The sequence below is a fragment of the Binatus sp. (SeqCode) genome (assembly GCF_049584895.1).
Classification (GTDB): Bacteria; Desulfobacterota; Binatia; order Binatales; family Binataceae; genus Binatus.
Genome location: NZ_JBAUYR010000076.1, coordinates 20469 through 32154 on the forward strand (window position 1 = coordinate 20469; position 11686 = coordinate 32154).

The 11686-nt window shown below is 59.9% G+C and carries 14 protein-coding genes; 8 read left to right on the forward strand and 6 right to left on the reverse strand.

What is annotated here, in order from left to right:
* Nucleotides 1-4 precede the first annotated feature (4 nt).
* From WB650_RS13740 to WB650_RS13750, 3 genes are read left to right on the forward strand one after another with little or no spacing between them, the layout of a single operon-like run.
* Nucleotides 5-688, forward strand: coding sequence for a PHP-associated domain-containing protein (locus tag WB650_RS13740; RefSeq protein WP_422302276.1), 684 nt, complete (start codon nt 5-7; stop codon nt 686-688).
* 21 nt (nt 689-709) lie between these two features.
* Nucleotides 710-1156 carry an FAS1-like dehydratase domain-containing protein gene (locus WB650_RS13745; protein ID WP_422302274.1) on the forward strand — a complete coding sequence of 149 codons (447 nt, stop codon included), beginning with the start codon at nt 710-712 and terminating at the stop codon, nt 1154-1156.
* Nucleotides 1153-1572 (forward strand): MaoC/PaaZ C-terminal domain-containing protein, encoded by a 420-nt coding sequence (locus WB650_RS13750; protein ID WP_422302272.1) that lies wholly within the window; start codon nt 1153-1155, stop codon nt 1570-1572. The genes WB650_RS13745 and WB650_RS13750 overlap by 4 nt, the downstream gene beginning before the upstream one ends.
* A gap of 247 nt (nt 1573-1819) precedes the next feature.
* On the opposite strand, the gene WB650_RS13755 is transcribed toward WB650_RS13750, so the two are convergent.
* From WB650_RS13755 to WB650_RS13770, 4 genes are all read right to left on the reverse strand, one after another.
* Nucleotides 1820-2965: an ABC transporter permease gene (locus WB650_RS13755; RefSeq protein ID WP_422302270.1), complete on the reverse strand. Its 1146-nt coding sequence runs from the start codon at nt 2963-2965 to the stop codon at nt 1820-1822.
* Between the two features lie 66 nt (nt 2966-3031).
* Nucleotides 3032-3580 (reverse strand): hypothetical protein, encoded by a 549-nt coding sequence (locus WB650_RS13760; protein ID WP_422302268.1) that lies wholly within the window; start codon nt 3578-3580, stop codon nt 3032-3034.
* A complete protein-coding gene (locus WB650_RS13765; protein ID WP_423960848.1) occupies nt 3580-4128 on the reverse strand; it encodes a hypothetical protein in 549 nt (182 codons plus the stop codon). Before WB650_RS13765 ends, WB650_RS13760 begins: the two co-directional genes overlap by 1 nt.
* Before the next feature lie 159 nt (nt 4129-4287).
* Complete coding sequence (locus tag WB650_RS13770; RefSeq protein ID WP_422302264.1) at nt 4288-5499, reverse strand: CaiB/BaiF CoA transferase family protein; 1212 nt, start codon at nt 5497-5499, stop codon at nt 4288-4290.
* A 325-nt stretch (nt 5500-5824) separates the two neighbouring features.
* Between WB650_RS13770 and WB650_RS13775 the strand changes: the two genes are divergently transcribed.
* Complete coding sequence (locus WB650_RS13775; protein ID WP_423960850.1) at nt 5825-6739, forward strand: SDR family oxidoreductase; 915 nt, start codon at nt 5825-5827, stop codon at nt 6737-6739.
* A gap of 37 nt (nt 6740-6776) precedes the next feature.
* Here the strand turns inward: WB650_RS13775 and WB650_RS13780 are convergent, their stop codons facing one another.
* Complete coding sequence (locus WB650_RS13780) at nt 6777-7223, reverse strand: hypothetical protein (RefSeq protein ID WP_422304730.1); 447 nt, start codon at nt 7221-7223, stop codon at nt 6777-6779.
* Nucleotides 7224-7565: 342 nt separating this feature from the next.
* Here WB650_RS13780 and WB650_RS13785 point away from each other — a divergent pair, with 342 nt between their 5' ends.
* The 4 genes from WB650_RS13785 (at nt 7566) to dapB (ending at nt 10661) form a co-directional block, all read left to right on the forward strand.
* The gene (locus WB650_RS13785; protein ID WP_422304728.1) at nt 7566-7898 is read left to right on the forward strand and encodes a carboxymuconolactone decarboxylase family protein; all 333 of its coding nucleotides are present in this window, start codon (nt 7566-7568) and stop codon (nt 7896-7898) included.
* 34 nt (nt 7899-7932) lie between these two features.
* Nucleotides 7933-9087 carry a (E)-4-hydroxy-3-methylbut-2-enyl-diphosphate synthase gene (ispG, locus tag WB650_RS13790; RefSeq protein WP_423960853.1) on the forward strand — a complete coding sequence of 385 codons (1155 nt, stop codon included), beginning with the start codon at nt 7933-7935 and terminating at the stop codon, nt 9085-9087.
* 448 nt (nt 9088-9535) lie between these two features.
* On the forward strand, nt 9536-9796 hold the full coding sequence (locus WB650_RS13795) for a hypothetical protein (protein ID WP_422304725.1): 261 nt from the start codon (nt 9536-9538) through the stop codon (nt 9794-9796).
* Between the two features lie 67 nt (nt 9797-9863).
* Nucleotides 9864-10661 (forward strand): 4-hydroxy-tetrahydrodipicolinate reductase, encoded by a 798-nt coding sequence (dapB, locus tag WB650_RS13800; RefSeq protein ID WP_422304723.1) that lies wholly within the window; start codon nt 9864-9866, stop codon nt 10659-10661.
* 535 nt (nt 10662-11196) lie between these two features.
* On the opposite strand, the gene WB650_RS13805 is transcribed toward dapB, so the two are convergent.
* Nucleotides 11197-11686: hypothetical protein (locus WB650_RS13805; protein WP_423960855.1), on the reverse strand; the 490-nt coding region annotated here is incomplete at its 5' end.

The following is an 11686-nucleotide window of genomic DNA, read 5'->3' on the forward strand; positions in this document are numbered from 1 at the left end:
CCTGGTGAGTACAATCCTTGATCTGCACACTCATAGTGAAGCTTCGGAAGACAGCCGCGCACCGGTAGAGGCTTACCTCAACTGGATCAAGCTGCGTGCCGCCGAGCGGCCGGTGGACGGAATCGTGTTGACCGAGCATCGCCAGTTCAATCGCGACGCCGACTACCGCGCGCTCGAGGACAAGTTCGGCACGCTGGTGCTGCGCGCGTCGGAAGTCGAGACCAACTACGGGCACATGCTGGTGTTCGGCGTGAACGACGACATGACCAAGCGGTTCGATTTCGCCGACGTGCATCTCGACGCGCAGACACTAATCGATGAAGTCGCGCGGATGGGTGGAATCGTCGTCCCGTGCCATCCGGGGCGTCCGAATATCGGGCTCTACGAGCACTATCAGAGCAAGGGGCCGCTGGAGAACGTGGTCGCGGTCGAGGCGCTGAACGGTGGATCGCGCAAGGGCGAGGACGAGCGCAGCGCGGAGTTGATCGCGAAGTACGGTTTCGCGGCGACCGGCGGCTCGGATAGTCATCTCGTCAGCCTGATAGGACTGTGCGCGACCAAGTTCAACGCGTATATCAAGACGATCGACGACCTGGTGCAGGAATTAAAAACCGGCAATTACGAAGCGGTGGATTTCCGGCCGCGGCGCAAACCCGTGCCGCATGCGGTCGCGATGGAAACTCGATAGCGAGTCGATGAGAGAACCACAATGGCAGTCAATTACGATCCTGCGCTGATCAACAAGGTCTTCGAAGTGACTGAGCCGGTCGAGGTCAAGGCCGACAAGATCCAGCGGTACTGCGCGGCGCTCGGCGAGACCAATCCGATCTACACGGACGAGGAGGCGGCGAAGAAAGGGCCGTACGGCGGAATCGTCGCGCCGCCGTCATTCGCGGTGACGTTTCGCAACGGGCGGCATTTTTTTGAGAACGTACCGCGCTTCGGGCGCCGCGGTTTCGACGCGGGCAAGGACGTCGAATTCGTCGCGCCGATAAGGCCGGGAGACAAGGTGACGCTGACCTCACACGTAAAGGAAATTTTCGAGAAGACCGGACGCACCGGCACGATGGTCTTCGTCGTGATTCGTTCGACCCTCAAAAACCACAAGGACGAAGTGCTGGCCCATATCGACCATCGCTTCATGAACCGCACGTGAAAAACTTCGAAGAGGTCAATATCGGCGACACGCTCGGCCCGCTCGAGCTGTTCGTCAGCAAGGATCAGTGCCGCGCGTACGCCAAGCTGATGGGCATGGGCGAGATCGCGGGACGTTTCACCGACGACGAAGCCGCGAAGAAAGAAGGCCTGCCCGGGATGATCCTGCCGGGCAACATGAGCCTCGGCCTGCTGTCAAAGCTGGTGACCGATTGGATCGGCTCGAGCAACGCGTGGCTGAAGCAGATGAGCACTACCTATCGTGTTCCCGTACAGCCCGATCACGCGATCACGATTCACGGCTTCATCACCAACAAAAATGCTGACGATCGCACCGCCGAGATCGACGTCTGGATGGAGAACGAGGAGGCCGAGCGCCTCGTGACCGGAACGGCGACGGTCGAGTTCAGTAAATAAAGGAACTTTTTAGTGGAACCCGCCGTGGGTTTCACACTTCCTTGGGCAGGGGTGACCCCTGCACCCGGTGAAAAGTACTAATCGCAAAATGGCGAGGACGCCATTTTGCTCTAAGGCTCTTTTTTTGGTGGCACAGGCTTTAGCCTGTGATTTTCTGGTCCATGCAAATCCAGGCAAGAATCACAGGCTGAAGCCTGTGCCACTGGAGTTTTCCTTGTCCTCGGACACGGGGAGGTTAGGATCGGAACTATATCGCGCGGAGTTCGGTGGCGATGTCGCCGCGGGTGGCGAGCGTCGCGGGGATGAAGCCGCTGGCTGCTCCTATCAGTACTGCGATCAGAAAACTGTAGGCTACGATTCGCGGCTGCATCGTCATTGCGAGTGCGAGCGGACCCAGCGCTCCCGAGACATGCGGCAACAGGTCAAAGCCCAGCAGTGCCAGTACACATCCCAGTGCGCCGCCTACCACGCCGACTATCAGTCCTTCGACCAGGATTCGCACGACGATCGAGCCGCGCGTGAAACCAATCGCGCGCATCACCGCCATTTCGTGACGCCGCTCCCGCACCGCCATCGCAGCCGTGTTCGCGGCGACCAGCGCGATCGTGAAAATGACGATCGCCGCGAGGAACTTTGCGCCGTTGAGCATCAGGCTCAGCGTGCTGCCGACCTGGTTCTTGATCAGCGTGACTTCGGTTTCGGTGGCCGTCTCGTTAGGCGAGTTGGCGAACATCTCGTCGATCGCGGCGATTACTTCGGGCGCGGATTTCGAGCTGTCTATTTTCACCCAAAACAGGTTGGCGGTGCCGGGCCGGTGGAGCAGTTCTTCCATGTAGTCGCGGCGGAAGATGATGCGGGGGCCGGCGGCTTCCTCGTTCAGCACGCTGACGATCGTCAGTTGCAGATCGACCGGATACAAGGTGCCGCGCAGCATGATGGTCTGACCGACTTTCCAGTCGTAGAGCTTCATCAGGTTGGTCGCGACCAGAGCCGCGGTGCGCATGCTTTTGAATTCGTGATTGGCTTCCGTGCTGATATCCCAATCGGGGAAAATTTCGCTGATATGGTCGTCATCCACCGCCAGCACGCCAAGCTGTTCGTTGGGATCGCGGTACGTCGCGAGGAACACGCTGTAGGCGGCGACCGCCTGAACGTGCGGCAGCGTTTCGATTCGGCGGCGATAAGACTCGGGCAGCATGTAGAAGAGACTGGCTTTGCTATGACAGATGAGACGCAGCGAATTGGCGCGGTCGCGCAGTACCTTATTGAGCAGACCGGGCAGGCTGATCAGCGACGCGAAGATGAAGACCGAGACGGTGATCGAGAGCGTCGTAAGAATCGTACGGCGTTTGTTTCGAGTGAGATTTCGGAACACGAGGGAGAGATAGTTCATGGGGGGAATTTAATCTTAATGAAACCCACGGCGGGTTTCATTTAAATAAAGTTCCTCGGTGTGTCGTTATATCAGCAAGGCGCCGCGGAAGGGCTCGTCTCGTGGCGGCGGGAATTGGAGCAGGTTGATAGCCCATTTGCGGGCTTGGCGCAGTGCGTCTTCGGCGCGGCGGAAGATTCTTTCGCGGTACATCACCGACCAGACGTACGCGTCGACTGACGGTTCGTCGCCGAGCGTGATGTCGAGCATCCAATCCTCGAGTTGCGGTCCGCAAATCAGAAGACGCACGACCCGGCCGTGATCGATCACGATGCCGCGGGCCTCGCGCGGAATGCGGAACTCGTCCTTGACCCGTTTGATCACGTTGGCCGGCGCGTGCTGCTCGGTCATCGCGAGGTAAGCCCAGCCGCCCTGCGGAGGATTCGCCTCGCGCGCGATGCGCAGGTTGTTGTCGGTGAGATCTTCCTTGGCGCGATCCTGATCGTAATCCTGCGCGACCTTGTAAAAGGCCATCGCGACCGGCAACTGCGGCATCTCGGTTTCGGACTTGGCCTTTTTCGGTTTCTTGGTGGTCTCGACCCACCAGCGATTTTCGACGGTCGGCTTCTGCGGCATCAGGCGACCCGCCGGGATTTGCGAGTGGTGCTGCGCCGGGACGCGATCCGAGTAGCCCGTCGCGATTTTCTCGCGCTCGCGATCCGTGGGCGGCGTTTGCGGAGGCGACTGGCCGAGCGGCGCGTGCTCGAAATTCCAGTGCGGCCACTTCGTGTGCGCGATGCTGCGCGGCGATTCCGGACTTTCAGCCCGGTGATCATTCGGCGCGAGAACAAGTCGGCTTTGCGCTCAGGATCGCTCCAGAGCATGAAGTGCCCGAGTTCGTGGTAGATCATCTGGATCCACTTGCGCTCGCTGAAGTAGATGCGCCCGCGCTTCCAGTTTTCGGGATGCACGAGGTGGATGCGGCCGTCTTCGTAGGTGCGGCCGGCGGTCTTGCCCCAATCGATGTATTCGAACCATTCGACCCGGGGGCGGCGCAACTTGAAATATTTGCACATCGAGGAAACGGCGCGGTTGAAATGCGCGGCGCGATGGCCGCGGAAAAATTCGGCAAGGTTGCGATCAATTTCGCGGCGATGAGCGACGGGAGGAACAATCATTCGCACGAGCGGCCGACCTCCGGGAACGTGTACCAAGATCATATGGAAGGGCGTTCGTCAGAGTCAAACAAAGTTGCTGAAATGTGGTTTTATACCGATATTTGATTATGGATAAGTCCGAATTAGCTAATCTGGACGGAGGTTAATCCGTCATTGCAGATGAACCTAACCCAGCGTTCCAGAGACCTTCAGGCGCGCAATTTCGTCCCATGTCAGCCCCATTTCGAGCGCGATTTCCTCGGTATGCTGACCGAGTTCGGGCGCGGCGCGATGCGGTTGCGAACCCGTGTCGCCAAACTCGACCGGGCTGTTCACGACGCGGCATTCGGGGATGTTTGGATGATCGACCGCCGCAAAAGCGCCGATGGCGTGAGCCTGGGGATCGTCGAGCACTTCGGCGTCGGTTCGGACGGGCGCCCAGATGAGATTGTGGCGATCGAAAATCGGCGCCCATTCGTCCGAGGTGCGCGCGGCGACAGCGCGATCAATCTCCCCGGTCAGCGCCGCGCAGTTTTGCGCGCGAACAGTCGAGTCCTTGAAGCGCGGATCGTCGAGCCATTCAGATTTGCCGAGCGCGCGGCAGAAATCCGGCCAATGCCGATCGCTCTGGATCATCACGAAGTAAATCCATCGCGCGTCGGCGCACTTGTACGAACTCCAGAGCGGATTCACGCGTTCCATGCGCGACTCGGAATTCGGCGAGCGTCCGGTCATCAGGCCGACGGTGAGATCTGAGGCGTTCATCCACAGGCCCATCGAGAAGAGCGAGATGTTGACCTCGCGTCCGCGGCCGGTGCGTTCGCGCGCGAGCAGCGCCGCGGAAATAGCGCCGGCCAGGCCGAGCCCAACCGCATGATCGATCATCGCGGGACGCTGCGCCGGCGGCGATTGCCCGGGCTCCGCAATCGTCGCCATCAGGCCCGATCGCGCCCACGCGGCGGCATAATCATATGCAGGGCGATTGCGATCCGGCCCGCGATGCCCGTAGCCGTTGATCGACGCGTAGATGAGCCGCGGATTCTTCGCGGACAGCGTCGCGTAGTCGAGCTTCATCCGCTCGATCGCGTCGAGGCGCAGGCTGGTGACGAAAACGTCGGCGCGTTCGATCAGCTTGAGCGCGAAGGCGTGGCCGTCTGCGGTGCGCAAATCAACCGCGACCGATCGCTTGTTGCGATTGTCGAGTTCGAACGGCGGACGGATGCGCGCGTCGGGATCGCCCATCGTGCGCGTGACGAAACCCCGAATCGGATCTCCCGTGGTCGGGTCTTCGAGCTTGATTACGTCGGCGCCCCAATCGCCGAGCACTGCGGTGGTGGAGGGCCCAGCAACCCACATTGCAACTTCGATAACTCTGACGCCTTGAAGTGGACGATCCATAAGAACGTTATCTTAATGAAACCCACCGTGGGTTTCATGCTTCCGTGGGCAGGGCTAAGCCCTGCACCTTGGTACTAATCGCAAAATGGCGAGGACGCCCTTTTGCTCTCAGGTTCTTTTTTTGGCGTTCGATCTTTACCGCGCCCTTTATTTTACGGAGAGGAGGCGGGCCGCATCGCCGTAGGTGAGGGTTCTGCGGCTCGAGTTACCAGCGCGACAGGGTGGCGCATTCCTTCTTCATCTCTCCTTTGCCTGATCTTTTTTGTGTCATTCTAGAGCGGAGCGAAGAATCCCGGAGCAGCGCCTGAATCGACGAGAATGCGCGATGCCAGATGATTTCGACGTTGTAACTGGCGCTTCCGGATATACCGGTCGATACATAACGCGCGCGCTGTTGTCGCGCGGACGGCGGGTCAAGACGCTGACGGGACATCCGACGCGCGCGAATCCTTTTGGCGATCAGATCGAAGCGATGCCGTTCAATTTCGATCGCCCCGAGCAGCTCAAGCGAAGTGTTGAAGGCGTGCGCGCGCTCTTCAATACCTATTGGGTCAGGTTCCCGTATGCCGGACAGACCTTCGATACTGCTATCGCAGACACTCGCGTGATGCTCGACGCTGCCAAAGCGGCTGGCGTTCGCAAGTTCGTTCATATTAGCGTGACGAAAACGACCGAGCCGTCGCCGCTGCCGTATTTCCGCGGCAAGGCGATTCTCGAAGCGGCTATCAGACAGTCGTCTCTTCCCTATGCGATCATTCGGCCGGCGTTGATCTTCGGCGTCGAAGATATCTTGCTCAACAACATCGCATGGCTGCTGAGGCGATTTCCGTTCTTCGCGATTCCCGGGCGTGGAGATTATCGCGTCCAGCCGATTTTCGCGGGCGACCTTGGTGAGATCGCCGCTAACACCGCGAGCGACGATCAATCCGCGACATTCGACGCAGTCGGGCCGGAGATTTTCACCTTCGACGAATTGGTTCGAATGATTGCGCGCGCGGTGCACAGACGACCGCGCATCGTGCACATCGATCCGCGCATCGCAGTTGCGTTCGCGTGGATTGTCGGATGGTTGGTGCGCGACGTTACGCTGACGCTCGACGAAGCTCGCGGCTTGATGACCAATCTGCTGGTGACGGATTCAGCGCCGAACGCGACCACCCGCTTCAGCGAATGGCTCCGGCTCAACGCCGACAAGATTGGAACCGCATACGCATCAGAGCTGGCGCGGCACTTCCGATGATCGGCGCGCGAAACGGTCGTTCGATTGAATCGAAGCTCTAGCGCGCTCGCGTCGCCCGATGCACTCTGCGCGGGTCTCGACGGCGTACTCGATTCACCGTCAGGCGCTGCATCCGGCTCGCTTCCTTCAGCCGCAGGCGCATCGGGGTGCCGCCTCGTCCTGCGACCAGCTCCGACAGTCGCCATCGCAGCCCCTGGGCGTCTATCCCGAGCGCGTCGCATACGCTGTCATACGACAACGGACACGTGACGCCCTTGGTGAAGAACCAGTTCCAGGCTTCGTTGAACGAGTTCCGTTTGCGCATGCCCGACATGCCGCTGAATTCCTGCACGACGTTGATCGCGTCGGCCAGCACCGCGAGCATCAGGCGCTGTTCGCTCGAAAGCGATCGCGTCCCGACCATCTCGAAGAACTGGCTGCGAAGAATTACGTCTGGAAAGGGCCTTGGATCGGCGACGCCGATCGTTGAAACCACGGTACTCATAGTCCAGCTTCCTCCCTCCCCCGAGCGAAGAGCTTGAACATTAAATATTGGCGGCGCGCGACGGGCTTAGAGATCACCATCTTTTATGCGGAGCCCCTTTCCGTCTAATGTGCATCTCGACGGAGAAAGAAACTTAGTCAGAATGGTGACTCATTGCAAGTGAAAAGTCAGAGATAAAATTCGCCGTCGCACGCCTAAGATAAGCAAAATTTGTCTGAGACAACTAACAGGATTAGCACAGGCGAACGGCTACATCGCTAGATAAACAATTGTTTATCTATTTCAAACCATCGGTCTGCTATAGTCGGAATCGACCCTCAAAAACATTCAGGAGAATTTACGATGGCAGATTTCTACGGCAAGGAAACTTCGAAGTATCTCCGCAACCTGCGCCAGAACGCGCCCGACGCCTTCAAGGGCTTCATGGATTTCGACAAGGAAGTTTTCAAGGACGGCGCGATTCCGAGCAAAACCAAAGAGCTGATGGCGATTACTGCCGCGCATGTGACGCAATGCCCGTGGTGTATCGAGGCGCACGTGACCCGCGCCAAAGAGAAAGGATGCACCGATCAGGAAATCGCCGAGGCCGTCTGGGTCGCAGCCGCGATGCGGGCGGGCGCGGCGTTCAGTCACGGCGCGATCGCGATGGCGGTGGCGGATGAACACAAGCACTAGCAAGAGGCCAGTGCATTCGGCAGCATAGGTAGCAATGGATCAGGCACACAAAGATCGAAAAACCCGGCAGATAACGATTGGCGGCACCAAGGTCGGCGGCAACACTCCGGTGGTGGTGCAATCGATGTGCGCGACGCGGACTATCGACGTCGACGAGACCGTTGCGCAGGCGCATCAGCTGGCGAACGCGGGCGCGGGCATCGTCCGTATCGCGATCGACAGCGAGAAGGAAATCCCGGCGGTCAAGGAAATCCGCGCGCAGACCAGGGGCATCGTGCTGTCGGTCGATTTGCAGGAGAACTACAAAATCGCGGACCGGGTCGCCCCGCACGTCGACAAGATTCGCTACAACCCAGGCCATCTCCACCATATCGAGAAGTCGAAGACCATCGAGCAGAAAGTGAAATGGCTGGTCGACGTGGCGCGCGACAATGACGTCGCCATTCGCATCGGCGTCAACTGCGGATCGGTCGCGCCCGCGTTCCTCGACAAGTACCCCGGCGATCAGCTCGCCGCGATCGTCGAGTCAGCCGCGTACCATTGCGATCTGATGGACAGTTTCGGCTTCACCCGCTTCGTCGTCTCGCTGAAGGATTCCGATCCCAACAAGGTGATGGACGCGAATCGGCGCTTCTCGAAGCGCCGGCCCGACGTGCCGATCCATCTCGGCGTCACCGAGGCCGGGTTGCCGCCCGACGGAATCATCAAGACGCGGATCGCGTTCGAAAAACTGCTCGCGCAAAGTATCGGCGACACCATCCGCGTCTCGCTCACTCTTCCCAACGAGCGCAAGCACGAGGAAGTCCTGGTCGGCCACAAGATTATCGAGGATGTCGCCGCGGGCCGCTTCATCTCGGTGCCTGACTTCGGCGCGGGGCTGAATATCATCTCGTGCCCGTCATGCTCGCGCGTCGAGAACATGAAGTTCGTCGAGCTGGCGCAGCAGGTGAAGGAGCTCACGGTTTACGCCGAGCAGTACAAGATCACGATTGCGATCATGGGATGTCGCGTGAACGGCCCGGGCGAGACCGACGACGCCGACCTCGGCCTGTGGTGCGGTCCAACGACGGTGAATCTCAAGAAGAAGGATCGCAAGCTGGGCTACTTCGGCTACGAAGAAGTGCTCCCAAAGCTGCGCGCCGAATTGGATCGTCTGATCGCAGAGCGCTCCGCCGCGGCAGCGAATTAGAGCGGCACGCTTCGGCGAGGGTGGTGGCTCAGTTTAGTTGCTCGGCTGCGGAACGAGTAGATAAATGCGCGACGCTCGACGCGAGCAATTCGAAAGGGATCCGTATCGTCCTTTAGTTCAATCGGATTCCTGGAATCGCGTAATCCTGATTTGGTTCATCGCAGCGCCCTTTATCGTCGCAGTTCTAGTTCTAGAATTTGTGCCCGATTGGAATTGGAAGGAACTCACGGCAATGATGATGTTCGCCTCTGCATCTGCCAGCGTCGTGCAGATTTTGGGTTGGGTGTATGAACTCATTAAGTATCGTGACCGATCAATTTCAAACTGACCCCACTACCAAAATTTTCAACCCTCTATGAAGCATCTGCGCCAAACACTATTGTAAATGGATTGCTCAGCCGTGATTTTCGGCGCTTGCGTCGGGAAAGCGGCTTCCAAGAAGGGATTCATGACGACTAAAGGAAATTGCAAAGCGAAAGATTGCGCGCGCGAGGCGGTCGGCAAGGGTTATTGCCGGCAGCATTTTCGGCTCTGGAAGGCGGGCGAGATGCCCAAGGCGCGCTACAAAACCTGCACCTTCGAGAAATGCCGCAAGCATCGCCATGGCACCTCGAGCCTGTGCGACGAACACTTCAAGGCGAAGCACGGCAAGCCGGCAGATGCGGCAGCGGCCGCGGCACCCGCAGCCGAAGCAGCGCCGGCCGCCTGATACTGCGACCGCGTCCGCATCGCGCTCGCGTCATGCGGGCAGCGTGAAATGAAAAGAGTGACTTCCGATGGCTAATCTAATCGTGGCCGGAGCAGCTGGTCGGATGGGCCGGCTGCTGGTCGCGCTCGCGTCGCGCGATCCGCAGCACAAAATTGTCGGCGCGCTCGAAGCGCACGGCAACAGCGCGACTGGCTCCGACGCGGGCGAACTCGCGGGCATCGGCAAGCTCGGTATTAAAATCACCGACGACTATGCGTCGCTCGCGAAGCCCGACACCGTCACGCTGGACTTCACGACGGCCCCCGCCTCGATGGAACATCTCGAAGTCGCGTCGAAAGCGCGCGCCGCGATCGTGATCGGATCAACCGGATTCACGCCCGAGATGGAAACCCGCGCGCGTGAGCTCGCTCAGAAGACGCGCACCGTGATCGCACCCAACATGAGTATCGGGGTTAACGTGCTCGCCAAGATTGTCGCCGAGGTCGCCGCGATTCTTCCCGACTTCGATGCCGAAGTTCTCGAGATTCATCATCGCACCAAGATCGACGCGCCCAGCGGAACCGCACTGTCGCTCGGCAAAGCGATCGCGTCAGCGCGCGGCGCAGAGTTCGCCTCGAATGCGATCTACGGCCGCGAAGGAATCACCGGAGTCAGGCCCGACGGCAAGATCGCGGTGCTAGCAATCCGCGCGGGCGACGCAGTCGGCGACCACACGGTGATTTTCGGCGGGCAGGGAGAGCGCCTCGAACTGACCCATCGCGCGCAGAGCCGCGACTCTCTCGCCCGCGGCGCAATCCGCGCTGCCGGCTGGCTGGCAGGTCAGAAGCCCGGCCTCTACACAATGCGCGACGTCCTCGGAATTTGATCTTTGTCTGTCATCCTAACGAAGCGAGCAACGCGAGCGGCAGGACTTGGCTTCTGGCCTCCGGACAGCGGCGCGCAAGCGCCGCCGGTTCCGGTTTCTGAGTTCTGCATCCGACGAGATCCAATGCTCGCGCGAACCGAATCAAAAGGAGCGCTGCGCGATTTTCAGAAACCGGAACCGGCTTCCGCTGGCGCGAAGCTGTCCGAGGCCCGTTCCTCCCGTCGCTAACGCTCCCGTCGTCAGGGTGACACAAAAAAGCGCTCCCCTCGCGCGACGAGTAAGGGCGCTCGAGTTGCTCGCTTCGGTCAGGAAGACGGACGTGCGCTCGCGTTGCTCGCTTCGTCAGCGTGACACCAAAAAAGCGCCGCCTTCTCGCGTGCGATGAATGCGGGCGTTCGTCGTGCTTGCGCCATCGAGCCAACCCTCAGAGCAAAGTAGCGCGCCGCGCAACTTTGCGTTTCTCACTTTTACCCTGGGTGCAGGGGTCACCCCTGCCGCCCGCCGCGCAGGCGATTATTCTTTTAGGTGCGCCGCTCTAAAGATGTGACGGATGTGTCGGCTCGTGGTCGTGCGGCGGGCGAGGCGGCAGGTCGCCCATCTCTGCGCCCTCGTGATCGAGCATTGCCCAGCGCTCGACCAGTTTGACTCCGAGTCCGCGATGGCCGCGGATGAAGTAGGTCGCCATCGCGATCAGCGCGAGGATATTTCCGGCGACGATTTTCCACCATCCCAATACTTCCAGCGCCGACTGATCGATTAACGAAACAAATCCGACGAAGAAAACCTCGAACACGGCCAGCAGCAGCAGTGCGCCGAGCACCATGAACGGTTCCCACTCCGACGCCGCGAGCAATACCGCCAGCGCCAGCCCGAAACCCACGAATGCCGAGAAATGCAGAATCGAGTAGCCGAGTACGAGAGGCAGCGTCGCCTGGATGCCGTCGCTCACGGTCGCGTTCTGAAAGACCATCGCGCCGAGAATCGCCGGGGTGTGAAACGGATTGCCCGACGCGAAATCGTAAGCC

Excerpts from the sequence above, each read along its gene's own strand:
- WB650_RS13795 (WP_422304725.1), top strand. The coding sequence starts at position 9,536 with ATGACGACTAAAGGAAATTGCAAAGCGAAAGATTGCGCGCGCGAGGCG.
- WB650_RS13760 (WP_422302268.1), bottom strand. The coding sequence starts at position 3,580 with ATGCCGCAGAAGCCGACCGTCGAAAATCGCTGGTGGGTCGAGACCACC.
- WB650_RS13770 (WP_422302264.1), bottom strand. The coding sequence starts at position 5,499 with ATGGATCGTCCACTTCAAGGCGTCAGAGTTATCGAAGTTGCAATGTGG.
- WB650_RS13785 (WP_422304728.1), top strand. The coding sequence starts at position 7,566 with ATGGCAGATTTCTACGGCAAGGAAACTTCGAAGTATCTCCGCAACCTG.
- WB650_RS13745 (WP_422302274.1), top strand. The coding sequence starts at position 710 with ATGGCAGTCAATTACGATCCTGCGCTGATCAACAAGGTCTTCGAAGTG.
- WB650_RS13775 (WP_423960850.1), top strand. The coding sequence starts at position 5,825 with ATGCCAGATGATTTCGACGTTGTAACTGGCGCTTCCGGATATACCGGT.
- WB650_RS13780 (WP_422304730.1), bottom strand. The coding sequence starts at position 7,223 with ATGAGTACCGTGGTTTCAACGATCGGCGTCGCCGATCCAAGGCCCTTT.
- ispG (WP_423960853.1), top strand. The coding sequence starts at position 7,933 with ATGGATCAGGCACACAAAGATCGAAAAACCCGGCAGATAACGATTGGC.
- WB650_RS13755 (WP_422302270.1), bottom strand. The coding sequence starts at position 2,965 with ATGAACTATCTCTCCCTCGTGTTCCGAAATCTCACTCGAAACAAACGC.
- dapB (WP_422304723.1), top strand. The coding sequence starts at position 9,864 with ATGGCTAATCTAATCGTGGCCGGAGCAGCTGGTCGGATGGGCCGGCTG.